The 25,010-nt window shown below is 60.9% G+C and carries 20 protein-coding genes; 11 read left to right on the forward strand and 9 right to left on the reverse strand.

Annotated elements, in window-relative coordinates; genetic code table 11:
• The first annotated feature begins 193 nt into the window (after positions 1–193).
• The 5 genes from AACY02_RS07775 to AACY02_RS07795 all read left to right on the forward strand — a co-directional run bounded on the left by AACY02_RS07775 (position 194) and on the right by AACY02_RS07795 (position 6,614).
• Positions 194–970, forward strand: a complete 777-nt coding sequence (locus AACY02_RS07775) for a DeoR/GlpR family DNA-binding transcription regulator (RefSeq protein ID WP_339431436.1) — start codon at positions 194–196, stop codon at positions 968–970.
• Between the two features lie 2 nt (positions 971–972).
• The gene (gene glmS / locus AACY02_RS07780; RefSeq protein ID WP_339431437.1) at positions 973–2,805 is read left to right on the forward strand and encodes a glutamine--fructose-6-phosphate transaminase (isomerizing); all 1,833 of its coding nucleotides are present in this window, start codon (positions 973–975) and stop codon (positions 2,803–2,805) included.
• Positions 2,806–2,880: 75 nt separating this feature from the next.
• Positions 2,881–3,807 carry a LysR family transcriptional regulator gene (locus AACY02_RS07785; protein WP_339431438.1) on the forward strand — a complete coding sequence of 309 codons (927 nt, stop codon included), beginning with the start codon at positions 2,881–2,883 and terminating at the stop codon, positions 3,805–3,807.
• A 104-nt stretch (positions 3,808–3,911) separates the two neighbouring features.
• A complete protein-coding gene (locus tag AACY02_RS07790) occupies positions 3,912–4,538 on the forward strand; it encodes a glutathione S-transferase family protein (protein ID WP_339431439.1) in 627 nt (208 codons plus the stop codon).
• A gap of 45 nt (positions 4,539–4,583) precedes the next feature.
• Positions 4,584–6,614: a pyridoxamine 5'-phosphate oxidase family protein gene (locus AACY02_RS07795; protein ID WP_339431440.1), complete on the forward strand. Its 2,031-nt coding sequence runs from the start codon at positions 4,584–4,586 to the stop codon at positions 6,612–6,614.
• A gap of 46 nt (positions 6,615–6,660) precedes the next feature.
• Here AACY02_RS07795 and AACY02_RS07800 read toward each other — a convergent pair whose 3' ends face one another.
• From AACY02_RS07800 to AACY02_RS07835, 8 genes are read right to left on the reverse strand one after another with little or no spacing between them, the layout of a single operon-like run.
• Positions 6,661–7,791 carry a glycosyltransferase family 4 protein gene (locus AACY02_RS07800; RefSeq protein WP_339431441.1) on the reverse strand — a complete coding sequence of 377 codons (1,131 nt, stop codon included), beginning with the start codon at positions 7,789–7,791 and terminating at the stop codon, positions 6,661–6,663.
• Positions 7,792–8,922 carry a glycosyltransferase family 4 protein gene (locus AACY02_RS07805; protein ID WP_339431442.1) on the reverse strand — a complete coding sequence of 377 codons (1,131 nt, stop codon included), beginning with the start codon at positions 8,920–8,922 and terminating at the stop codon, positions 7,792–7,794. It abuts the gene before it with no gap.
• The gene (locus AACY02_RS07810) at positions 8,906–10,273 is read right to left on the reverse strand and encodes a glycosyltransferase family 4 protein (protein WP_339431443.1); all 1,368 of its coding nucleotides are present in this window, start codon (positions 10,271–10,273) and stop codon (positions 8,906–8,908) included. The genes AACY02_RS07805 and AACY02_RS07810 overlap by 17 nt, the downstream gene beginning before the upstream one ends.
• Positions 10,270–11,523 (reverse strand): ABC transporter ATP-binding protein, encoded by a 1,254-nt coding sequence (locus AACY02_RS07815; protein WP_339431444.1) that lies wholly within the window; start codon positions 11,521–11,523, stop codon positions 10,270–10,272. Before AACY02_RS07815 ends, AACY02_RS07810 begins: the two co-directional genes overlap by 4 nt.
• Positions 11,523–12,320, reverse strand: a complete 798-nt coding sequence (locus AACY02_RS07820) for an ABC transporter permease (RefSeq protein ID WP_339431445.1) — start codon at positions 12,318–12,320, stop codon at positions 11,523–11,525. The genes AACY02_RS07815 and AACY02_RS07820 overlap by 1 nt, the downstream gene beginning before the upstream one ends.
• On the reverse strand, positions 12,321–13,763 hold the full coding sequence (locus tag AACY02_RS07825; RefSeq protein ID WP_339431446.1) for a mannose-1-phosphate guanylyltransferase/mannose-6-phosphate isomerase: 1,443 nt from the start codon (positions 13,761–13,763) through the stop codon (positions 12,321–12,323). It lies immediately after the preceding gene.
• A gap of 3 nt (positions 13,764–13,766) precedes the next feature.
• Positions 13,767–14,738 carry a GDP-mannose 4,6-dehydratase gene (gene gmd, locus AACY02_RS07830; RefSeq protein WP_339431447.1) on the reverse strand — a complete coding sequence of 324 codons (972 nt, stop codon included), beginning with the start codon at positions 14,736–14,738 and terminating at the stop codon, positions 13,767–13,769.
• A complete protein-coding gene (locus tag AACY02_RS07835) occupies positions 14,735–15,649 on the reverse strand; it encodes a GDP-mannose 4,6-dehydratase (RefSeq protein ID WP_339431448.1) in 915 nt (304 codons plus the stop codon). The genes gmd and AACY02_RS07835 overlap by 4 nt, the downstream gene beginning before the upstream one ends.
• A gap of 426 nt (positions 15,650–16,075) precedes the next feature.
• On the opposite strand from AACY02_RS07835, the gene AACY02_RS07840 reads away from it, so the two are divergent.
• From AACY02_RS07840 to AACY02_RS07865, 6 genes are all read left to right on the forward strand, one after another.
• A complete protein-coding gene (locus AACY02_RS07840; protein WP_339431449.1) occupies positions 16,076–17,641 on the forward strand; it encodes a glycosyltransferase in 1,566 nt (521 codons plus the stop codon).
• Positions 17,635–18,936, forward strand: a complete 1,302-nt coding sequence (locus tag AACY02_RS07845) for a glycosyltransferase (RefSeq protein WP_339431450.1) — start codon at positions 17,635–17,637, stop codon at positions 18,934–18,936. Before AACY02_RS07840 ends, AACY02_RS07845 begins: the two co-directional genes overlap by 7 nt.
• Positions 18,933–20,087 (forward strand): acyltransferase family protein, encoded by a 1,155-nt coding sequence (locus tag AACY02_RS07850; protein WP_339431451.1) that lies wholly within the window; start codon positions 18,933–18,935, stop codon positions 20,085–20,087. The genes AACY02_RS07845 and AACY02_RS07850 overlap by 4 nt, the downstream gene beginning before the upstream one ends.
• Complete coding sequence (locus AACY02_RS07855) at positions 20,081–20,896, forward strand: class I SAM-dependent methyltransferase (protein ID WP_339431452.1); 816 nt, start codon at positions 20,081–20,083, stop codon at positions 20,894–20,896. The genes AACY02_RS07850 and AACY02_RS07855 overlap by 7 nt, the downstream gene beginning before the upstream one ends.
• A gap of 62 nt (positions 20,897–20,958) precedes the next feature.
• A complete protein-coding gene (locus tag AACY02_RS07860; protein ID WP_339431453.1) occupies positions 20,959–22,143 on the forward strand; it encodes a DUF3142 domain-containing protein in 1,185 nt (394 codons plus the stop codon).
• A complete protein-coding gene (locus AACY02_RS07865; protein ID WP_339431454.1) occupies positions 22,130–24,268 on the forward strand; it encodes a hypothetical protein in 2,139 nt (712 codons plus the stop codon). The genes AACY02_RS07860 and AACY02_RS07865 overlap by 14 nt, the downstream gene beginning before the upstream one ends.
• Here AACY02_RS07865 and AACY02_RS07870 read toward each other — a convergent pair.
• Positions 24,265–24,894, reverse strand: a complete 630-nt coding sequence (locus tag AACY02_RS07870; RefSeq protein ID WP_339431455.1) for a LysE family translocator — start codon at positions 24,892–24,894, stop codon at positions 24,265–24,267. The genes AACY02_RS07865 and AACY02_RS07870 overlap by 4 nt on opposite strands.
• Between the last annotated feature and the right edge of the window lie 116 nt (positions 24,895–25,010).

The following is a 25,010-nucleotide window of genomic DNA, read 5'->3' on the forward strand; positions in this document are numbered from 1 at the left end:
TGTGGGAGCGGGCTTGCTCGCGAATGCGGTGCATCAGGCACACAATCAGTGACTGATACGCCGCATTCGCGAGCAAGCCCGCTCCCATTTTGGTTTGTGGCGCTCTCAAAAAAGTCGGCCCGCCGCTTGACGACCTTTCAGCAATAGGTTTTGATTGGTTCCGTTATCTTTCGAAACGAAACATTAAATCACCATGTCGAAACGCAACACACCCCAACGCCGCCACAACATACTGGCCTTGCTCAACGAGCAGGGCGAAGTGAGTGTGGATGAACTGGCCAAGCGCTTCGAAACTTCCGAAGTTACGATTCGCAAGGATCTCGCCGCGCTGGAAAGTCACGGTCTGTTGCTGCGTCGCTACGGCGGGGCGATCACCATGCCCCAGGAACTGGTCGCGGAAACTGCTCAGAGCGTTTCCAGATACAAGCAGGCGATTGCGCGTGCAGCGGTAAAACGAATCCGTGAACACGCACGCATCATCATCGACAGTGGCAGCACCACCGCCGCTATGATTCCCGAACTCGGCCAACAGCCGGGTCTGGTGGTGATGACCAACTCGCTGCACGTCGCCAGTGCTTTGAGTGAACTCGAACACGAGCCCGTGCTGCTGATGACCGGCGGCACCTGGGATCCGCATTCGGAATCCTTTCAGGGCCAGGTGGCCGAGCAGGTACTACGCTCTTACGACTTCGATCAGTTGTTCATTGGTGCCGACGGCATCGACCTGGTGCGCGGCACCACCACGTTTAATGAGCTGCTGGGTTTGAGCCGGGTGATGGCTGAAGTCGCGCGCGAAGTGATCGTGATGGTCGAGGCCGACAAGATCGGCCGAAAGATTCCCAACCTGGAGCTGCCATGGAGCAGTGTCCATACCCTCATTACCGATGATCGCCTGCCCCATGAGGCCCGCGATCAGATTCAGGCCCGCGGCATCACTTTGATTTGCGCGGCTGTCAGTCAGGAGAAATAAGCATGTGTGGAATTGTCGGCGCAGTGGCTGAACGTAATATCACCGCCATCCTGCTCGAAGGCCTCAAGCGCCTCGAATACCGTGGCTATGACAGCGCAGGTGTAGCGGTCTACACCAACGACGAAACCCTGGAGCGCATGCGTCGCCCGGGCAAAGTCAGCGAACTCGAAACCGCGTTGGCTGAGCATCCACTGATCGGCCGTCTCGGAATTGCCCACACCCGTTGGGCAACCCACGGCGCACCGTGTGAACGCAACGCCCACCCGCATTTCTCCGGTGACATCGCGGTGGTGCACAACGGCATCATCGAAAACCACGAAGCTCTGCGTGAACAACTCAAAGCGCTGGGTTACGTGTTTACTTCGGACACTGACACTGAAGTCATTGCCCACCTGCTCAGCGAAAAGCTCAAGGAGCAACCTGACCTGACCGGCGCCCTCAAAGCCACTGTTAAAGAACTGCACGGTGCTTACGGTCTGGCAGTGATCAATGCCAAGCAACCGGATTGTCTGGTCGCCGCCCGCAGTGGCAGTCCACTGGTGATCGGTCTGGGTCTGGGCGAGAACTTCCTCGCTTCCGATCAACTGGCGTTGCGCCAGGTCACAGACCGCTTCATGTACCTGGAAGAGGGCGATATCGCCGAAATTCGTCGTGATAACGTGCAGATCTGGGATGTTCAGGGCAACGCTGTCGAGCGCCAGACCGTGCAGTACAGCGACGGTGCCGAAGCAGCGGACAAGGGTGAGTTCCGTCACTACATGCTCAAGGAAATCCACGAGCAGCCGACCGTTGTTCAGCGCACCCTCGAAGGTCGTCTGAGCAATGATCAAGTGCTGGTACAGGCATTCGGCCCGCAAGCGGCCGAACTGTTCGCCAAAGTACGCAATGTGCAGATCGTGGCCTGCGGCACCAGTTACCACGCGGGTATGGTTGCGCGTTACTGGCTCGAAGAACTGGCTGGTATCCCTTGCCAGGTCGAAGTCGCCAGCGAGTTCCGCTACCGCAAAGTGGTGGTGCAGCCAGATACCTTGTTTGTCACGATCTCGCAGTCCGGCGAAACCGCCGACACCCTGGCCGCGCTGCGCAACGCCAAAGAGCTGGGCTTTCTCGCCAGCCTGGCGATCTGCAACGTCGGCATCAGTTCGCTGGTACGCGAATCCGACCTGACCCTGCTGACCCAGGCCGGGCGCGAAATCGGTGTCGCCTCGACCAAAGCCTTCACCACGCAATTGGTCGGTCTGTTGCTGCTGACCCTTTCGCTGGGCCAAGTGCGCGGCACGCTGGCCAAAGGCATTGAAGCCACGCTGGTGGAAGAACTGCGTCGCCTGCCAACCCGCCTGGGCGAAGCCCTGGCGATGGACAGCACGGTCGAGAAAGTCGCCGAACTGTTCGCCGAGAAGAACCATACCTTGTTCCTCGGTCGCGGTGCGCAATTCCCGGTCGCGATGGAAGGCGCCTTGAAACTCAAGGAGATCTCCTACATCCACGCCGAAGCCTATCCAGCCGGAGAGCTGAAGCACGGCCCGCTCGCGCTTGTGGATAACGACATGCCGGTGGTCACCGTAGCGCCGAACAACGAACTGCTGGAGAAGCTTAAGTCCAACCTGCAGGAAGTGCGTGCGCGTGGTGGCGAACTGGTCGTGTTCGCCGACGAAAAAGCCGGGATGACCAACGGCGAAGGCACCCACGTCGTGCAGATGCCGCACATCCACGACATCCTGTCGCCAATCCTCTACACCATTCCGCTACAACTGCTGTCGTACTACGTTGCTGTGCTCAAGGGCACGGACGTGGATCAGCCGCGTAACCTGGCGAAGTCGGTAACGGTGGAATAAGTTATCCACAGCTGAGTTCGACCCCAAAAAATCGCAGCTTCGGCTGCGATTTTTGTATCTGATTCGAGGGTATCCATGGATCGCTTCCAGGAAATGCAAGTCTTTGCCGCCGTCGCCAAGGAGCAAGGCTTTGCCGCCGCCGCACGGCATCTGGGCCTGTCCGCCGCCAGCGTCACCCGTGCTGTGGCCGCACTGGAGCAGCGCATCGGTACGCAATTGCTGATTCGAACCACGCGCAGCGTGCATTTGAGCGAGGCGGGGCAACGTTATCTGGAGGACTGTCGCAGAATTCTCGCCGAGGTGCAGGAAGCCGAGGATTCGGCTGCCGGCAGTCACGCCCAGCCCCGTGGGCAATTGACGGTGACGGCGCCGGTGTTGTTTGGCGAGTTGTTTGTCACGCCGGTGATGGCCGGTTATCTGGCGCAGTATCCGGACGTTTCGATCAATGCCCTGTTGCTCGATCGGGTGGTGAGCATGGTTGAGGAGGGTATCGATGTCGCGGTGCGCATCGGTGAACTGGCGGACAGCAATCAGCATGCGATTCGCGTGGGCGAGGTTCGGCGGGTGGTTTGCGGTTCGCCGCAATACCTGGCCGATCACGGCCGCCCCACGCATCCTCAGGCGTTGGCCGGTTTGCCCGTGGTGGCGACTTCGGCCACCGGCCAGATACGCACCTGGCCGTTTCTCGAACAGGGCGAACCATTGATCGTGCGCCCGGAGCCGCGTCTGGTAGTCACCGCCAATCAGGCTGCGATCACGGCCGCGTGTCTGGGACTGGGGCTGACCCGGGTGCTTTCCTATCAAGTGGCGAACAAGGTCGCGGCCGGCGAACTGGAAATCGTCCTCGCTGACTTCGAACTGCCGCCGCTGCCGATTCATGTGGTGTATCAGGGCGGGCGCAAGGCGCCGGCGCGGGTGCGCAGTTTTGTTGATTTCACGGTAAATGCTCTGCGTGAGCATCCGGGGCTGAAAAATGCCGCTTTATTGCATGAGAAGAAATAATCGATTGCAAATGCTGGTGATTCTGTTGCTTCAAGGATAGGTAGAAGATGGGCTCCATCAGCGCTGCCACCCTTGGGCGGTGCGATCATCCAGCGGAGTCGACCATGCAACCGATCAAACTCTACAACTTCCCTCGTTCCGGCCACGCCCACCGGGTTGAGCTGATGCTGTCGCTGTTGCAACTGCCGACCGAACTGATCTTCGTCGATCTGGCCAAAGGCGAGCACAAACAGCCGGCGTATCTGGCGATCAACAGTTTCGGTCAGGTACCGGCCATTGATGACAATGGCGTGGTGTTGGCTGATTCCAACGCGATTCTGGTGTATCTGGCGCAGAAATATGGCAATGGCCGCTGGCTGCCAAGCGATCCGCTGGGCGCCGCACGGGTGCAGCGCTGGTTGTCGGCAGCCGCCGGGCCAATCGCCTTTGGCCCGGCGGCAGCACGGTTGATCACGGTGTTCGGGGCGAAACTCAATGCTGAAGAAGTGATTGCCCGTGCGCACAACCTGCTCAAGGTGATGGAAGTCGAACTGGGCAACACACCGTATCTGGCGGGCAGCGAGCCGACCATCGCCGACGTGTCGGCCTACAGCTACATTGCCCACGCGCCGGAAGGCAACGTGTCGCTGGATGACTATGGCAACGTGCGCGCCTGGCTGGCTCGGGTCGAAGCACTGCCCGGTTTTGTCGGCATGCCGCGCACCGTCGCCGGTCTGCAAACCGCAGTCTGATGCTCATCATCCACACTGCGCCGCAGGGGCAGAGGAGAGGTCGTGATGGAACGTTCACCTTGGCACGCGGGCGAGCGGCAACTGCAAGAGCATGTGGGGGTGGCCGAGCGCATGGAAGCATTCGGGCGTAAGGTCATTCGTACCTGGATGCCGGACCAGCACCGTGAGTTCTATCAGCAATTGCCGTTCATGTTGTACGGCGCAGTGGATGCCGAGGGGCGTCCTTGGGCCAGCGTGCTGGAAGGTGCGCCGGGGTTCGCCCATTCGCCCGATCCGCAGCGCCTGCAATTTGCCAGCCTGCCCGCCGATGATGATCCGGCGCCGATTCGTCATGGAGAGCCGGTCGGTTTGCTCGGCATCGAGTTGCACACCCGTCGGCGCAACCGGCTCAATGGTCATGTCACTAATCTTGAGGCGAGCGGTTTCGACGTGACGGTGGATCAGGCCTTCGGCAACTGCCCGCAGTACATTCAGTTGCGCCAGTTTCAGCGGGTGCCGCTGACTGATCCCGCGTCGCGGCCGGCGCGGCATCTGGATGCGCTGGACGACGCGGGTGCCGCGTTGATCGCCAGCGCCGACACGTTCTTTATCGCCAGTTACGTCGATGTCGATGGCCAGCGATCAGTGGACGTTTCCCACCGTGGCGGTCAGGCCGGTTTCGTACGCGTAGAAGGCAATCGTCTGACCATCCCGGATTTTGCCGGCAACCTGCACTTCAACACCCTCGGCAATCTGCTGCTCAACCCCAAGGCTGGCTTGCTGTTCATCGACTTTTCCACAGGCGATTTGCTGCACCTGAGCGGCCGTACGGAAATCGTCCTCGATGGGCCACAGATCGAGGCTTTCCAGGGGGCCGAACGGCTGTGGACATTTGATGTGGAAAAACTGGTGCGGCGCCCGGCAGCGCTGGCCTTGCGCTGGCGCTTCGATGGCATGTCGCCCACCAGTCTGCTGACCGGCAACTGGGCCGAGGCCGATGCCCGTTTGCAGGCACAGGCGTTGGGTAACCGTTGGCGGCCGCTGCGGGTGGCGAAGATCGAGGCAGAAAGTCGCAACATCCGCTCCATTTACCTGGAGCCGGACGATGGCGCCGGTTTGCCGGTGTTTCTCGCGGGTCAGCATCTACCGCTGCGTTTTACTCTCGATGGCGAGGTGCACATCCGCACTTACAGCCTGTCGAGTGCGCCATCGGATGGTTTTTACCGGATCAGTGTGAAGCGCGAAGGCCGCGTGTCGAGCCATTTGCATGAGCAGATCCAGGTGGGTGACGTGTTGGAGGCGCGAGCGCCGCAAGGGCATTTCACCGTGGCGCCGCTGGAACGCCGGCCGCTGGTGCTGTTGGCGGCCGGGGTCGGCATTACGCCGCTGCTGTCGATGCTGCGCGAAGTGGTTTATCAAGGTTTGCGCACGCGCAGGATTCGTCCGACGTGGTTGCTGCAGAGTTCGCGCAGCCTGGCCGATCAACCGTTTCGCAAGGAACTGGACCGTTTGTTGGACAGTGCGGGCGATGCGGTGCGGGTTCTGCGTTTGCTCAGTCAGCCGGAAGAGGATGCACACGAAGGTGAAGATTTTGACCTGCACGGGCGCATCGATGACGCGGTGCTGAGGAATCTGCTGGCGGTCGAGGATTACGATCAGATCGACTTTGTTCTGTGTGGCCCCGGCGCTTTCACCCAAGGTCTGTACGACAGCTTGCGCGAACTGGACGTGCGCGATGCGCAGATCCACGCCGAGACTTTCGGCCCTTCGACCCTTAAGCGGCGTGCCGATGCGGACGCCATCACGATTGAGCAGCCCCCGGCCGCCACCACCTCCGTGCCCGTGGTGTTCGAACGCTCGGCCAAGGAGGCCCGTTGGCAACCGGACGGTGGCAGTTTGCTGGAGCTGGCGGAAAGTCGCGGATTGCGTCCGGAATTCAGTTGCCGTGGTGGTTCGTGCGGTACCTGCAAGACCCGGTTGGTCAGCGGTGCGGTGAATTATCCACAGCCCCCCGCCGATATCCCGGAAGAGGGACAGGTGCTGATTTGCTGTGCGGTGCCGGCGCAGAGCGAGCAACCGCTGGTGCTGGATCTTTAAACCCGATCCTCCATTCGCCACCGAGGAGACATGTTTCAAGCGAAAGTCAGGCGTAGGACAGCGATTTTTCTTCCAGCAGTTCCTGATAAAGCGCTGTCCACTTGCGGCCCATTTCATCGGCTGTGAATAACTGCCGGTAACGGGCCTGCGCCTTCACTCCCATCTCTGCAGCGCGCAGCGGGTTTTCCCACAGGGTGCGCATCGCCTCGCGAAATGCCTGTGGATGACTTGGCGGCACCACCAGTCCCGTCTCGTTGTGGATATTGATGTAGCTGGTGCCGGTGCCGATCTCGCTGGAGATCATCGGTTTTCCGTACATCGCGCCTTCCAGCAGCGAGATGCCGAACGCTTCGGAGCGCAGGTGCGACGGGAAGACAATCGTGTAGCTCAATTGCAGCAGTGCGACCTTGTCCTCATCCCCAAGGCGTCCGAGGAAATGAATGTTACGCAGCCCCAGCGCTGCTGCCTGGGCGTGCAGTGCCTGCTCCAGCGGCCCGGCGCCGACGATGACCACCGGATAGTCCACATCTTTCATGGCGTCGAGCAGGATGTGCAGGCCTTTGTAATAGCGCATCACCCCGACGAACAGGAAAAACTTATCCCCAAGCTTTTGCCGCCAGTGGTTCATCCGCTCACTGTCCGCCTGTGGATAACCTGCTTTGTTCAAGCCGTAGGGAATCACCCGGGTCTTGTCCTGAAACTGCTGCAGGACATCGCTGGTGTGCAGGTAATTGGGCGAGGCCGCGACAATACGGTCGGCACTGGCGAGGAAGCGGTTCATCAGTGGCCGGTAGAGTTTGAGCAGGTGTTTTTGACGAATGATGTCCGAGTGGTAGGTGACCACGCTGGGTTTCTTGATGGCGCTGGCGAAATGCACCAGGTCCATGAACGGCCACGGGAAGTGGTAATTGACCACGTCCGCCTCGGCGGCCATTTCGCGAAACTGCTTGAACACGCTCCAGGAAAACCCGGTTGAGGCGAACTGGATGTCGAGTTTGGCGCGGTGCACTTCGTGCTGACCCAGTTGCACCACCGGCGGATTCGGGTCGGCGCTGAGCGTCAGCACCTGGCCGTCGACACCGTGTTGGGCACCACTTTCGCACAGCTGGAAGATCACTTGCTCGATGCCGCCGACCGAATCAGGCAGGTACGTCTTGAAAAAATGAAGAACTCGCATTCAACCTCCCATGGCCTGGCGGTAGGCACCGGCCGTAGCCTGTGCACAACGTTCCCAGGAAAAAAGCCGTGACTGCTGTAATCCGGCTTCTCGGCATGCCTGCCAATGTGCTTGATCGTCGATCAGTCGGCTCATCACGTCACGCAAGCCGTCTGCATCGTCAGCTTCAATATAGTTGCCGGCAGCGCCCGCCACTTCCGGCATCGCCGAAGCGCGGGTGACCACCACCGGCGTGCCGCTGGCCATCGCTTCCAGCACAGGAAGGCCGAAGCCTTCGTACCGCGACGGAAAAATCAGCGCCCGGGCGCCGGCCAACAATTGCGCGACTTGTTCATCGGGCAGATAACCGAGCAGGCACACATGCCCGCTGGCCAGTGCCTGACGCAGTTCGTCGCTGAACTGTTCACGCTGCCAGCCGGCCATGCCGACGATCAGCAGCGGAAAACGTTCACGCACGGCGTTCGGCAGCAGGGCATGGGCGCGCAGAGCCAGGCTCAGGTTTTTGCGCGGCTCCAGAGTGCCGACACACAGGAAGTATTCACGCACCTCGACCGCATGGGCCTTGAGCACGGCGTCGAGGGTGTGCGCCTCACGCGGATGGAAACGCTCGCAGACACCCAGCGGCGCCACGATAAAACGCTCGGCCGGCAGCCCGAAATGTTCCTGGGCTTCGTCGGCAATGGCCTGCGAGTCGGTCAGAATCAGCCGCGCTTGCTGTACGCCAGCCGCCAGTCGCCGTTCGATTTCCTTGAGTCGCGCGGGCGGCTGAGTGTCGGGAAAATGCAGGTGCGTCAGGTCGTGTAGCGTGATCACGGTCGGACCGTCGAAGGCCAGGGGCCACAGGCTCGGCTCGTGATACAGGTCGATGCCTTGGGTGCGGCCCTGATCGAAGCGTTTTTGTTCAAGCCAGCGGCGCGCCTGATAAGCCCCGGGAATCTGCCGCAGCAGTGGCGTCAACCGCGAATAGCCGGGCATGGTCGCTTCCGGCAGCGCTGAACTCCAGCCCCAGCCGTGAAACAACGTCACTTCAACATCGGGTTCGTTGCGCAAGGCGTTGACCAGTTCGGCGACGTAATGGCCGATACCGGTGCGCGGCGCCTGGAGAATCCGTGCGTTAAGGGCAATGCGCATGTCGCCTCGCTTGCGCCGCTGGCGCCTGCTGCACATTGCGCACGCTGCGTTCGGCCAGTTGCGCGCTGGCTTCGCGCCAACCGATCCATTGCCAATCGGCCACGTCGCGGGCGGCGGGGAACTGTCCGCTGCGCTGGAAGGTGTTGATCAGGTCGGCGAGGCTTTGCGGTTCCTGCAGATCGAAGTACGCCATGAACTCGCCGCCTATTTCGCGGAACACCGCAATGTCACTGCCCATCGCCGGCAAGCCGCGCTGCATGGCTTCCACCAGTGGCAGGCCGAAGCCTTCAACGAACGAGGGGAACACCAATGCACTGGCGTGGGCGTAAGCGTGTTCCAGGCTGGTGTCGTTCAGGTCGTTGAACATGAACAGTCGCCGGTTCAACTCGGGATGATTGCGCACCCGGGCGAGCAGGGCGTCGCACTTCCAGCCAATGCGCCCGGCAATGCACAGCCGCGCGGTCGAGCCGGTGGCCCAGGCGCGGTCGAAGGCGTCGAGCAGGTATTCGTGGTTCTTGCGCGGTTCGATGGTGCTGACCATCAAAAACACCGGCTCAGGATTGGCGAACAGCCGTTGCAGGGACGCGGCCACGGTGGCCTTGGCGCTGTGCAGATCCAGTTCGGAACCGAGGTGGAAGTAATCGAACCAGTGTTTGTCGGTGCGTTCTGCACCGATCCGGCGCTGTAGTTCTTCGCGTACTTGATCGCGCACGGTGGCGGAAATTGCCATGTAGCCGTCGGCGGTTCGGCTGATCCAGTCGAACCACTCACTGAAAACCCGCACCAGCCGCGTGTCGTAGAACTGCGGATGGGTCAGGGGGATCAGGTCGTAGATCACCGCAATGATCCCGACGCCCTCGCGTTTGAGCCGCTCTACAGCCATGAAAAAATCCGAATGCCAGGACGAATCCAGTAGCACCAGTTGGTCGCCGGTCTGATGCTGCAAGGGTGAACAGCGTTTTGGCAGTTGGGTCCGATTGATCGCCCCGATAAAACGTAACGGCAGGCCAAATACACCGAAGGCCGTCAAGCGATACGAGACATACAGTGAGCGTCGCGCCAGTTTTGCTGTGCACTGGGCGTCGAGTCGTTGATGCCATTGCCCGAACCGATGGGCCATGCGTTCCAGGCGTTCGCCGAAACTGGCCAAGGCGTTGAACAGCGGGGTGTCCAGAGGTGCCAGGTGCTGTACGCGATAGAGTTGGCCGCGCAGCACAATGACTGGCACGCATTCGACGCCCTCGGCACTCGAAGGCAATTGCTTGATGACGTTGCGCACCACCCGCTGGATGCCCGAGTTGACCTTCGGGTGTTTGAACACATGGGTGCATTCCACCAGCAAGCGGGTCATGGCGCGCGCTCGGCAAGTCTGGCTTCGGTATGACGGGTAATCGTGGTTTGGGCGTTGAGCCACGAACAGCCGACGAAATCTTCCTGACGATTGTTGATGACGTGAAATACCAGGCCGTAGTCCCGCCATTCGAAGTTGCGATCCAGATGAGAGTCCAGACGCGACAGGCTCAGCGACACCGAATAGTTGCCCTTGCCCAGGCCCATGATGAACGCAAAGCGGTAGGTGAAGCGTTCGCCGGCACGCAGATCGGTCAGTGCCTTGTCCTGGCGATGGGTGTTGATGCCGTACATCATCTGGCCCAGACGATCCTTGAGGATGAAGCCCAGCACCAACCGCTCAATGTCCTTGCGCACCTCAACCTGGACTTCCAGCACCACCGGTTGACCGACTTCGGCGGCGTCGATGCTGTGATCCTGTTCATTCAGTAAACGCACGCCAAGAATGGCGGCCTCACCGGTACCCGACACGGTCTGCACTTCGCCGCCGGCGAGCATTTCCTGACGCACGACCTGGCCTTCGCGTTCGGCCATCAACGCGTTGTAATAATCGAGCACCACTTCCGGTTTGTCGTACATGGCCATGCGGCCATCCTTGAGCAGGATCGCCGAGTCGCAGATCGATTGAATGGCTGAGCGATCGTGAGACACGATCAACAGGGTGGTGCCGGCCTTGCGAAAGCTGCGAATGCGCTCGAAGCTCTTGTGCTGGAAGTAGGCGTCACCCACTGACAGCGCTTCGTCGACGATCAGGATGTCCGGTCGGCGGGCGGTGGCGACGCTGAACGCCAGGCGCATCTGCATGCCGCTGGAGTAGGTACGCACCGGGTGGTCGATGGCCTCGCCAATCTCGGCGAAGTACTCGATTTCAGGCATCAGCGCTTCGATTTCTTCAAGCTGCATGCCCAGCAACTGCCCCGCCATGATCGCGTTCTGGCGACCGGTAAAGTCGGCGTGAAAGCCCATGCCCAGTTCCAGCAATGCCGCCACCCGGCCTTCGATTTCGATCTTGCCCCCGGTGGGTTGCGTGGTGCCGGTGATCATCTTCAACAAGGTACTTTTGCCGGCACCGTTGGCGCCGACAATGCCCACCGCTTCGCCGGGTGCGATCTCGAATTCGACATCTCGCAGCACCCAGTGCTGATGATGGCGCAGAGGCGAGAACGGAATCAGCCACTCGGCCAGGCGCGCCCAGCGGTTGGGGTATTGCTTGTAGGCCTTGCTCAGGCCGGTCACACGGATATGCCCCATCAGAGTTCATCCACCATTTCGCCGACGCGCTGGCGAAACAGCCGCAGGCCGATGACACACAACAACGCGCCCGCGACGAAAATCGGCAGCAGCGAACTCCAGACCGGCCACTGCCCGTAAAGGAACAGATTCTGATAGCTGGCAATCAGGTTGGTCAGCGGGTTGAGCTGCAACAGACGCTGAACCCATTCCGGAAGGATGCTGATCGGGTACACGATCGGTGTGAGCCAGAACCAGAATTGCAGGCAGATCGCGAAGAGCTGGCCGACATCACGAAAGAACACGTTGAGTACGCCAAGCACCATTCCCAGGCCGGCACAGAACATCATTTGCAGGAGGATCAGCGGCAACAGCGCCAGCAAGGCCATGCCCGGCCAGCGCCCGGAGACCAGCAGAAAGCCCAGAAACAGACCGATGATGATCGCGAAGTTGATCCCGGCATTGATCAGCACGATCACTGGCAGGCAGATCCGCGGGAAGCTGATTTTCTTCAGCAGGTTGGCGTTGTCCAGAAACATGGTCTGGCTGCGCAGGGTGATTTCCGAAAACAGTCCCCACGCCAGCAGCCCGGCGCAGAGGTAGACGCTGTAGGCCATGCTGTCGTCCACACCCGGCAGTCGCGCGCGCATGATGTGGGAAAAGATCACGGTGTAGACGACGATCATCGACAACGGGTTGAAGATCGGCCACAACGCACCGAACAGCGAATTGCGATAGCGCGCTTGAAACTCTCGCTTGACGCTACCGAGGATGAATCCGCGGTAGCTGTGCAGCGAGCGGTACAGGGAAAGCAGCATTCAAACCGTCCTGCCGTAGTGGTCTTCGAAGCGAACGATGTCGTCCTCTCCCAGGTATTCGCCGCTTTGCACTTCGATGATCACCAGATCGATCACCCCGGGATTTTCCAGGCGATGGCGGTGGCCGGCGGCAATGAACGTCGATTCGTTCTTGGCCACCAGCGTCGTGCCGGAGCCATTATTGGTGACCTTGGCCATGCCTTCGACCACCACCCAGTGCTCGTTGCGGTGATGGTGCATTTGCAGGGACAGCTTGCCGCCGGGTTTGACCACGATGCGTTTGATCTTGAAGCGCGGGCCTTCCTCGAGGACGGTGTAGGTGCCCCACGGACGGCTGACCGTACGGTGCAGGCGATAGGCTTCGTGGGATTTGTCCTTGAGCTGCTTGGCGACGCGCCGCACATCCTGTGCACGGTCGGCGTGGGCGATCAGCACGGCATCGGCGGTGTCGACCACAATAAGGTTATCCACCCCCACGGCGGCGACCAGTCGGCCCTCGCTCTGGACGAAGTTGTTGTGGCTGTCGATGAAGATTGCCTCGCCGCTGGCGCGGTTGTTGTCGGCATCGGCCGGCACCAGCGCCGCGACGGCGCCCCACGAACCGATGTCGCTCCAGTCGAAACCGGCAGGCACGACCACGACTTTTTCCGAGCGCTCCATCAACGCGTAGTCGATGGAGATGTCGGTGATTTCAGCGAACAGCGCAGGCGACAGTTCCTGTTGCAGGCAGCCGACGGTCTCCACCGGGACGCTGGCGGCCATGCAGGCGCGGGTCTGCTCCAGCAGTTGCGGCGCGTGCAGTTGCAGCTCGGCGATTACCGCAGCGGTGGTGAAGCAGAACATGCCGGAGTTCCACAGGAAGTTGCCGCTCTCCAGGTAATGCGTAGCGGTTTGCAGGTCGGGTTTTTCCACGAAGCGCTGCACTTTGGCCGCGCCTTTGGCGTCCAGTGGCGCACCGGTTTCGATATAGCCGAAGCCGGTTTCCGGTGCGGTCGGCAGCACGCCGAAGGTCACCAGGTAACCGTCCTTCGCCAGATTCACCGCGTGCTCGACGGCCGTCTTGAGCGCGTCCTGATTGACGATCAAATGGTCGGCCGGCATTACCACCATGATAGCCTCGTCGCCATGCAACGCTTGCAGCGACAGGGCGGCGGCTGCGATGGCCGGGGCCGTGTTGCGCCCGGTCGGCTCCAGCAGAAAGTGCCCGCGATGGCGCGACACGTGGGCGGCGCCATAGTGGTCTTTGCTCTGGAAGTAGTACTCGCGGTTGGTCACCGTGACGATGTCACCCCAGCCGTCCAGCAACGCCGCTGCACGCTGATAGGTCTTGCCCAGCAGCGACTGGCCGTCGGGCAGGGTCATGAACGGCTTGGGATGGCCCTCGCGGGACACCGGCCACAAACGGGTACCGGCACCGCCGGACAGAATCACGGGGATCAGCATGGCCTACTCCTTGGCGACGCGTTTCATGTCCGCATCCATCATCATGCGGATCAGGGTGTCCAGGTCGGTTTTCGGCTTCCAGCCCAGCACGCGCTGAGCCTTGGCCGGGTTGCCGAGCAGCACTTCGACTTCGGCCGGGCGGAAAAACGCCGGGTCGATCTTCACGTAATCGCGGTAGTTGAGGCCGACGTGATCGAAGGCGATGCGGCACATTTCACGCACCGTGGTGGTGACACCGGTGGCGACCACGAAATCGTCAGGCTTGTCCTGTTGCAGCATCAGCCACATGGCCTCGACGTAGTCGCCGGCAAACCCCCAGTCGCGTTTGGCGTCGATGTTGCCCAGCGCCAGCGCCTGCTGTTTGCCCTGCTTGATGCGGGCGGCAGCGTCAGTGACCTTGCGGGTAACAAACTCGATGCCGCGCAGCGGTGATTCGTGGTTGAAGAGGATGCCGCTGCTGGCGTGCAGATTGAAACTTTCGCGGTAGTTGACGGTGATCCAGTGGCCATACAGTTTGGCCACGCCGTAAGGACTGCGCGGGTAGAACGGCGTGTTCTCGTCCTGCTGTTCAGCCTGGATCAGCCCGAACATTTCGCTGGTCGATGCCTGATAGAAGCGGGTGTGCGGGCTGAACTGGCGGATCGCTTCGAGCAGATGCGTGACGCCGAGGCCATCGACAATGCCGGTGGTCACCGGTTGATCCCAGGAGGCAGCGACAAAACTCTGTGCGGCGAGGTTGTAGATTTCGTCTGGCGCCGATTTGATAACCGCACGCTGCACCGAGCAGGCATCGGCCATGTCACCGTCCAGATAGACGATGTCGGCTTCGACGCCCATCTCGCGCAAGCGCCAGCGCGAATCGCTGCTGCGGCGCGCCACGAAGCCGTAAACCTTGTAGCCCTTGTCGAGCAGCAACTTGGCCAGATACGCGCCGTCCTGTCCGGTGATCCCTGTGATCAATGCACTTTTTGTCATTCTTGTCGTACTCGCGTCTCCCAGTCGGACAGGATCGCCCGCAGGGATTGTTGTGTTGTGATGACTGGCGACCATCCGGTGGTTTTGGCCAGTTTTGCGTGGCTGCCGCAAACGCGGCGCTGATCGGCGCGACGCATGCGCGCCGGGTCCTGAACCAGTTGCATCTGGACTTCGGCCAGATCGCCCAACTGTTCGATGAGGCTGCGAATGCTTTGCTCGCGCCCTGAGCAGATGTTGTAAACCTGCCCCGGCTGGCCTTTTTCCAGCAGGGCGAAATAGGCCGATACGACGTCGCCGACATCAAGGAAATCACGCGTCACGTCGATATCGCCGACTTCCAGTTGCGGGGCTTGCAGGCCTTGTTTGATGCGATTGATCTGGCGTGCAGCGCTGGCGATGACGAAGCTGTCTTTCTGCCCGGTGCCGATGTGGTTGAACGGGCGCGCCACCAGCACCGGCCAGTGTTCGCTCAAGCCCCATTGCAGGCTGAGGAACTCCGCCGAGAGTTTGCTCACGGCGTAAGGGTTGCGCGGGCAGGGGGTGTGTTGCTCGGTAATCGGCAGATCGCTTTCGCCCACCTGGCCGTAGACGTCGCCGGAACTGACATACAGAAAAGTGCCTGCGAAGCCACGAGCCTTGAGCGCCTGCAGCAGGTTGAGGGTGCCGAAAACATTGATTTCGAGGGTGCGGGCCGGATCGCGGAACGCTTCGGGGACGAAGGTCTGGCCGGCCAGATGAATCACCGCATCGGGCATTTGCGGCCACAGGTCGACAAGGCTGTTCGCATTCGTGAGGTCGTAGGGCGATGCGGCAGGCAGCAGCTCCCACGATGAATCGGGCAAAGCCAGACGTGACTGAATATGTTGTCCCACGAATCCACTGAGACCCGTGATGAACAGACGCTTTTTCAAACAGCGACCCCTTGGTCTTGAACTTGCGCCACTTTCCTACAGGCTTTGTTGGAAGGTCTGTCAGACCGGAGGAAAAACCGGGAAGACTACAGGCGAAGTCTGTTGTTGTAGTTGTTTGGCACCAATCTGTGCCAATTGAGCAGCAATTTCAACTGGCCAAACCGTGACCGGTCAGTTCTCGTTAGCGTAGCTGGATTTATTCTCGCCGGGCGGTTCCCGGACCCGCGATGGATGTGTTTAGAATGCCCCTCGTCGCCATCTCCCAAGGTTCGCCAGAGGGGTGTGCAACTGAGTGAAACCGACCACTAAAACAAGAACGAAGACGTGCTGGATGACGAAGGACAAGTCTCGGTGATGCCGACTTGATCCAACGCCTGGTCGTCATAGCATGAAGCGGCCAGGACGGCAGTTTCATCGTGGGATGCCATGAATTTCATTCTCTACTCGGACGTCAACGACAGCTCCATCAGCCAGAGCCTCGGGCGTCCTGAATACAGCTACTACTTCGTGCTCAAGGCTTATCGCCCGGTGCTGGAAAGCCTTGGGCGCGTGCATGTGGTGTCGTCCACTGCCGACGTCGATGCGCTTTATCGGCAACGGCTCGCCGCCGGCGAAGACAGCGTTTTCCTGTCATTCACCCCGCCACAGAAAACCCCGGTCGACCTGCAATGCCCGACGATTTGCGTGGTCGCGTGGGAGTTCGATTCGATCCCCGATGAGTCGTGGGACAACGATCCGCGACAGGACTGGACGCAGATGCTCGCTCGTCAGGGGCGGGTCATCACCCTGTCGAGCCATACTGCCCGGGCCATTCGCCGGGCCATGGGCGAAAACTTTCCGGTGTTGGTGTTGCCGACACCGCTGTGGGAGCAGTACGCGCAGGTTCGTCAGCAGCATGTCCCTGTGCCAGTCAATCCGGGTGCAACGCTGGCGATCAAGGGCTGCATTTTCGATACGCGCACACTCGAACTGTCTGCCGATGCGTTGATCCCCAAACCACTGACGCCTGAGGAGCAAGCCGCGCTTGAAGCCGCCCGCCCGCCACCGCTGACCTTCAAGCGGCGCTTGGTCATCGCCCGGCATTACCTGCGCCTGTGGGCGCTAGACCTGGGTCGCGAGCAAGCAGAGCCGGTGCCTCGGGTGAAGTTTCTGCACAACTGGTATTGGGAAGGCATTCGCGACCTGGTCTCGGACAACCTTCACGGCTGGCTCGAACAGCGCTTTGCGGTGGTCTGCGGCCCGCAAGCGGTGCCCGTGGATGAACCGCTGCCGGTGGATTTGCCGGACACCACATCAGTGGTCCAGACCCATGTCGACGGTGTGGTCTACGTCAGCGTGTTCAACCCCAAGGATGGTCGCAAGAACTGGCATCATCTGGTCACCGCGTTCTGCTGGGCCTTTCGCCAAACGAGCGACGCGACACTGGTGTTGAAGATCACCCAGAACGATCTGGCGTCCTACTACAACGAGTTGATGACGTTGCTCGCCCAGCTCACGCCGTTCGCCTGCCGGGTGGTAGTGATGCACGGCTATCTGGACGATGCGCAGTACGCCGGGCTCTACAAGGCTGCCAGTTTTTACGTCAACGCCTCACGCTGCGAAGGCTTGTGCCTGCCATTGATGGAGTTCATGTCCAGCGGCAAACCGGTGATCGCACCGGATCATACGGCCATGGAAGACTACATCGATGACGCGGTAGCGTTTGTGGTCAAGTCCAGCGAAGAGCTGACCATCTGGCCACAGGACACGCGCATCATTTACCGCACTCTGCGTTACCGCCCTGATTGGGGATCGCTGAAAAACGCTTACGAACAGAGCTACCGGATGGCCAAGACACAGCCGCAGGATTATCAGCGCATGTCTGCTGCTGCAGTGCAACGCATGCACGATTACTGTGCCTTCGCCCCGGTGCAAAAACGCATGGCGGATTTTTTCGGGCCGGTAGCGCCAGTCGCCGATGCTGCGACAGTGACGGATAACGCCTCATGCTGATCATCATTCATTCGGAAACCAACCAGCACACCATCGCGCAAAATCTCGGGCGTTCGGAGTACAGCTATTACTTCGTGCTCAAGGAATACCGTCCGGTGCTTGAACGGCTTGGACGGGTGGTGGAGGTTGCCGATCCGCCGCGTGAAGTCGACGCGCTCTATCGCGAGTGCCTGGGCCGTGGCGAACCTTGCGTGTTCCTGTCGTTTTCCCCGCCCCACCGCACGCCGGTGCAACTGGCCTGTCCGACCCTGCCGGTGTTTGCCTGGGAGTTCAGCACCATCCCCAACGAAGCGTTTGCCGATGAACCGCGCAACGACTGGCGTACCGTGCTGCACGCCTGCGGGGCGGCGATCACTCACTCCAGTTATACGGTCAACGCAGTGCGCGAGGCGATGGGCGCGGCTTACCCTATCGTCGCGGTGCCGGCGCCAGTCTGGGATCGTTTCGCGGCGCGGGGTACGCCGTTGCAGCGGCATCCCGAGGGGCAATCGTTTCGCTTGAAGATCAAAGGTCTGGTGGTCGACAGCCGCGTACTTGATCTGAATGCGTTCGGGCCCAAACCTTTGCGCCGCGGCAAAGGCATCGATTTTGCCGCGCCGGTTACCGAGCAGGAGCTGGTGCTCGACGGTGTGGTGTATACCTCGGTGTTCAATCCAGGCGATGGCCGAAAGAACTGGGAAGACATGCTCAGCGCTTTCTGCGTGAGTTTTCGCGACGTCGACGACGCCACGCTGGTGCTCAAACTCACCCACCACGATGCCAAAGAAGCACTCAGCGACATCCTCCATCACCTGTACAAAAATCAGTCTTATCGCTGCCGCATCGTGCTGATCTACGGTTACCTTGCCGATCCCGACTACGAGCGACTGGTGCAGGCGACCCGCTATGTCGTGAATACCTCCTACGGCGAAGGCCAGTGCCTGCCGCTGATGGAGTTCATGTCGTGTGGCAAACCGGCGGTGGCCCCGCGTACCACGGCGATGATCGATTACCTGAGTGCCGATAATGCGTTCCTGATCGAATCCACCGACGAACTCACGGCCTGGCCTCACGATCCGCGCAAGGCGTTCCGCACGCTGCGTTACGTGACTAACTGGGCGTCACTGTGCCAAGCCTATAAAGCCAGTTATGACGTGGCGAAAAACGATCCGGCACGCTATGCACAGATGTCGGCGCAAGCTGTCAGCAGCCTGCAAGGGTTTTGCAGTCAGGCGGTGGCCGAGCAGCGTTTGCAGGTCTTTCTTGCGCAGTTGTTTGAGCGCTGCGCTGGCGTCGCGCAAGCTCCTGAATCATGAACAGCAAACGGATCATGGACATTGAGGTCCTGCGCGCCATCGCCGTGCTCGGGGTGCTGTTTCATCACTTACAGGGCAGCCTGTTCACTGATTCGGTGCCGTTGCTGGAAAAAATCCATGGCTGGGCGCAACCGTGGTGGGGCGTCGATCTCTTTTTTGCCATCTCCGGATTCGTCATAGCCCGTAGCCTGATTCCGGCGCTGCGGGTCTGCACGACCCGTCAGGAATACTGGGTACAGACACGGAATTTCTGGCTGCGCCGTGCCTTTCGCTTATTGCCTTCAGCCTGGCTGTGGCTGGCACTGATGCTGCTGGCGTGCGTTCTTCTCAATCGCTCGGGGGCGTTCGGTACGCTGTACGCCAACCTGCAAGCGACGCTGGCTGGGGTGCTGCAATACGCCAACCTGCGCTTTGCCGACAGCTTCTTTCATTACGAATACGGCAGCAGTTTCGTCTACTGGAGCCTGTCGCTGGAGGAGCAGTTCTACTTGCTGTTCCCGCTGCTGATTGTGCTCTGTCGTCAACATCTGGTGTGGGCATTGCTGGCGCTGGTCGCCGTGCAGCTTTTCACGCTGCGCACCACGCTGCTGATGGTGGTGCGTACCGACGCCCTGGCCTTGGGCGTCTTGTTGGCGATGTGGAGCGCACAGCCGAGTTATCAGCGCTGGGAACCGACGTTTCTGCGCAGGCCCTGGGCGGGAATTTGCGCGCTGCTGGTAATCAGTTTGTTGCTGAGCTTCATGGCCACCGACCGCTTCACGTTTGCCAATTACCGCATCGGTTCGATCGCTGTGCTCGGCGCGCTGCTGGTGTGGATCGCCTCGTACAACCGTGATTACCTGATGCCTGTCGGGGGCGTGCAGCGCTCTCTGGCATGGGTCGGCAGCCGTTCCTACGGGATCTATCTGATCCATATTCCGGCCTATCAACTGGTGCGTGAGCTGATCTTCCGTTTGCAGAGCGCTGGCCTGCCGAGTCCTGCCGGACACCCGATCATCGCGCTGTTGCTGGCGTTCGGCCTGATCGTGCTGCTCAGTGAACTCAATTACCGTTTCATTGAAATGCCCATGCGCAACCGTGGCGCAGCGTTCGTCAAACGCCTCGGTACCTCGCGAACCGCCGTCTCATCCACTGGAGCCACCTCATGCTGAGCCTTTTCAAGAAACTGACGGCGTCGACGCCTGCACCGGCCCCTGTTGCGGCCGCCGAGAAGACCGACCCGTACATGCTCGGCCTGCACGATGCAATGCTCAGCGGCTGGTTCAATCAGGAAACCGGCGAGCTGTTCAAGGGCTTTGCGGTGACGGCCGATGACACGCTGTTGGACGTCGGTTGTGGTGACGGCGGCAACGTGCATTTCTGTGGCATGCGCGGGGCGAAGATCATCATCGCCGACATTGACGGCGCCAAGGTCGAGGCCACCCGTCAGCGCCTGAGCGACACCCCGGCACGCGACATCGAATGCCACGTCACCGACTGCAACCCGCTACCGATTGCCGACGCTACGGCAACCCGCGTGGTGTCGACTGAAGTCATCGAGCACGTCGACGACCCTGCGCAGTTTCTTGCGGAGCTGGTGCGCGTCGGCAAGCCGGGCGCGCTGTACCTGTTGAGCGTGCCGCACCCAAGCTCCGAAGACCTGCAAAAAGACATCGCCGCCGCAGAGTATTTCCAGAAGCCCAATCACATCCGCATCATCAGCGAAGCGCAATTCAAGGCGATGGTCAGCGAGGCGGGGCTGGAAGTCATCAGCCACAGCCAGTACGGCTTTTACTGGTCGATGTGGATGTTGTTGTTCTGGGAGGCCAAAGTCGACTTCGGTAACCCGGATCATCCGTTGCTCAACCACTGGGCCGACACCTGGCAAGCGGTGCTGGACTCGCCACGAGGGGCACAAATCAAGCAGGCACTGGATGCGGTGGTGGCCAAAAGTCAGGTGATCATTGCCCGCAAGCCTTGAACCTTTTGACGCAGGGTTTTGTGTAACCTTGCAGCCTTGAGTTGTCAGGGATTGAGCAAGGTATGCGGTTTATTGTGGTTCTGGTTGCACTGATCTTGCTGTCCGCTTGCGAACAGCGGGACACGCCGCCGCTCGATCAACAACTCTACGTCTGGCAACGCCAGTGGACGCCGGCCCATGAGGCGGCGTTGCGCGAGAGCCGAGGTGATTTTTCCACCCTGCGGGTGCTGGCGCTGCAAGCGTTCCCGAACGCCGGATGGAGCCGGGCACGTATTGATCCTGCGTTGCTGAAGAGCGATGGGCGCGCGTTGATCGCGGTGATTCGTCTCGACGGCCAACTCAAGGGGCTGGATCAACAGCAGGTTACGGCGCAGATCCTTCAACTGGTCAATGATTGGCAGGCGTTGGGCCTGACCCTCAGTGGCGTGGAGATCGACCACGATGCCGGGAATGCGCGGCTGCCAGCCTACGCGAAATTTCTCAGTCATCTGCGTTCGGCACTGCCGGCGTCTTTACCCCTGAGCATGACCGCGCTGCCGGCGTGGCTCGACAGTGCACAACTGCCGACATTGCTGGCCTCGGTCGACAGCAGCGTATTGCAAGTGCATGCCGTCAGTGACCCGCGCCGCGGTCTGTTCGACGCTGAGCAGGCGCAGCGTTGGGCCCAAGCCTGGGGCAACGTCTCTGAAAAACCGTTCTATCTGGCGCTGCCGGCCTATGGGGTGGCGCTGTTGCCGGATGCCGGTGGCGCGCCAGTGGTGGAAAGCGAAGTGCCGCTTGAGCGTGGCGGTCAGCGCCGCGAATTGCTTGCCGATCCCGTGCCATTGAGCCGACTCGCCAAGCAATTGCGTGAAGACCCACCTGCGCATCTGGCTGGGCTGATCTGGTTTCGCTTGCCGCTGGCCAACGACCGCCGCGCCTGGAGCTTGACCACGCTGCGCGCCGTTGCCCGGGGTGATGCGCTGCACAGCCAACTCAGCTTGAGCCTCCGCGAACAGAATGGCCTTTACGACATCAGCCTCGCCAATGTCGGCAACCTCGACAGCGCCTGGCCCGCCCGCATCACCCTTAAAGCCCGGGACTGCGAAGGCGCCGATGCGCTCGCCGGATACTCGTTGCAACAAAGTCGTGATCTGCTTACCTTCACCCGCTTGCGCGCCGGCCGCTTGCCTGCGGACGGGCAGCGCGCCATCGGTTGGGCGCGTTGCGCAATTATTGATCAAGGAGGTTCGCATGTTGACCCGTAACTGGCCCCGCCATCTGCTCTGCCTGAGCCTCAGCCTGCCGCTGGGTTCGGCGCTGGCCTGCGGCCCGGACTTCCCCATGCGCCTGCTCGACAATCGTGGGCAGACGCTGGCGGAACTGCCTGAAGGCAACTTCAACTTTGAGGTCAGCCGCCTCGGCAAAACCATCGCCGGGCTGAAAAACGTCACCGCCGCCACACACAATCCCAATGATCTGTACGGTGAAGCGAGCGAGCCAAATGAGGCACGCGATAAAGCCGAACAGGCCGGCTTGAGCGCCGAACAGCAAACGCTGGTCAAGCAACTGCGTGGTCTGACCGATGCGCGTCAGGTTGAGGTGCAGGGCGCTAGCCTGCCGGCGGAAGTGCGTTTGTACGTGGCGGGCGCGGTGGCATTTGCCACGGGCGATCATCAACGGGCGGTCGACTATTTTGGCAAGTTGCTGGCGCTGCCGGCCGATCAACGTCCCTTGCGCAGCACGTGGGCCGCGTACTCCTTGGGGCGCACCTGGTTTGCCATGAGCCGCGAGGTGGACGACGCAGATCAGGCGCTTGAGCAATCGCGCCAAGCGTTCCGTCAAACCCGGCAGATGAGCATCGACGGCTTCAGTGACCCGCTGGAACTGGGCGTTGCCAGCCTTGGTGAAGAGGCGCGGGTGTTGCGCACCGCTGGCGATTGGAGTGGCGCCATCGAACTGTATGAAGCGCAAAACCTGCACGGTTCCGCCGTGGGTTACACCTCGCTGAAACAGGTGATGAATGAACTGGCCGAGTTGCCCGAAGCCGAGTTGGCGAAGCTGCTGCAACGCAAAGCGGTGCAACAACTGGTCACGGCGTCGTTGATCAGTCGCGTCGGCTGGTCATTTGATGAGCAACCGCCGAACGAGAAAAAACTCATCAAACTGCTGCAGAACAGCACGCGTGGCAGCCTGGAAAACGCCGACCGGCTGGCGGCGCTGAATTATCAACAGGGTGATTACGCCAGCGCCAAGGCCTTCCTCGAGAACGCGGGCGATGGCGGACTGGCCTGGTGGTTACGGGCAAAACTGGCGGTACGTGATGGCGATAAAAACGCTGCCGCCGCGGCCTACGCCAAAGCGGCGCAGGCCTTTCCGCAGAGCGAAGACTGGGGTTATCGACGCACGCCGGACTGGGCGTATGAAAGTGTGCAGCCCAAATGCCGGGTCGAGGGCGAGAGTGCGATTCTGGCGTTGCAACGGGGCGAATACCTGCAAGCCTTTGTGCAGTTGTATCGCAGCAATGACCTCTATTGGTTTGATGCCGCGACGGTCGCTGAGCGTGTGCTGACGGTCGATGAACTCAAACAGTATGTCGATGACAACGTACCGGCCCCGCCGGCGCTGACCCAGCAGGAACGTGACAACTATGTGCCGCTGCCGGTTGCTGCACGCCTGCGCGATCTGCTCGGTCGACGTTTGCTGCGCGAAGGCCATTACGCGCAGGCGGTCGGGTATTTCGACAGTGCCGATCTGCAGAACAAGGCCCGGCTCTACGGCGAGCAACGAATGAAGGCTGATGCCGCGTGGTGGCCGACCAAGCGCGCCAGTGCGCTGTACAACGCAGCGTGGACGGCCCGCGAGTGGGGCATGGATATCCTCGGTTACGAGATGGCCCCGGACTACGCCACGTTCGGTGGCAACTACAGCCTGGAGACGGCCGAACTTACAGTCGGTCCTCTGGTAAGTGACGCCGAATTGCAACGTCAGAAAGCCAGTGAAGCGCAACCGGATCAGCGTTATCACTACCGTTTCGTCGCCACCGAACTGGCCCGCAAAGCCGCCGATAATCTGCCGCACACCAGTCAGGCGTTTGCTGCCGTGCTGTGCAACGCCGCCGGTTGGAACAGCAGCCCGGACGATCTGAGCGCGCTGTATCAGCGTTATGTGAAGGAAGGGCCGTACGTGCCGTGGGCTGTGGATTTCGGCAATCAATGCCCATACCCGGACTTCGAGAACGCCGATAAGCGTTACGTCACCCAGGTGACTGATGCCGTGCGCGACACCTTGCGGCCGTACAAGTGGCCGGTGCAGATCGGTGCGATTGTGTTGGGTGTCGGCGCCGCGTTATTGCTGATCACCCGGCGCCAGCGCAAGGGGCGCAAAGGCTAAGCCTGCTGGATAAACGCCAGGCGCACAGCGAAGCCGATCAACAAACCGCCGAACAGCCATTGCTGCACGCGTTGAGCCGTTGGACTGTGTTGCAGCCAGCGGCCCAGTGCGGCGCCGGTCAGGGCGTAGGCGCTGTCGAACAGCAAGCCTGCGCCGACCAGCATCGCGCCGAGCAGGGCGAATTGGCTCAGTACCGGTGCGCCGTCGGCGACGATGAATTGCGGCAACAACACTGAGCAGAACAGCAACGCCTTGGGGTTGAGCAGATTGGTCAGCAGGCCGCGTCGTATCGCTTCACGCCATTGCCCGCGAGTCTCGGCAATGTCGCTGGGATTCAGGTTCGGCACCAGCGTGCTGCGCAGGCATTGAATGCCGATCCACAACAGATACGCCGCCCCGGCCAGCCGTACCACTTCGAACGTCCATGGCGCAGCCTTGAACAGCGCCGCCAGCCCCAGCGCCGCCAACGCCACATGACAGCTTCGGGCAATCGCCAGACCTATTGCGGTGGCCAGTGCCGCGCCACGTCCCTGACGGGCGCCGGTCTGCAGCAACAGGATCATGTCCGGACCGGGCAACAAATAGACCACCGCCAATGCCAGGAAAAACAGCCAGAGACTTGCCACGCTACACCCCTTTGATTGGCGATTCGGTGACGCCAGTCTAGGGCCGAAGGGTGGGGCAGGTGCTTGCGTAGTCAGCTTCAAATGCGCTTGGAATTGGCATAACCTGCTGGCTTTAA

The organism is Pseudomonas sp. EA_65y_Pfl2_P78 (assembly GCF_963970495.1).
GTDB lineage: Bacteria > Pseudomonadota > Gammaproteobacteria > Pseudomonadales > Pseudomonadaceae > Aquipseudomonas > Aquipseudomonas baetica_A.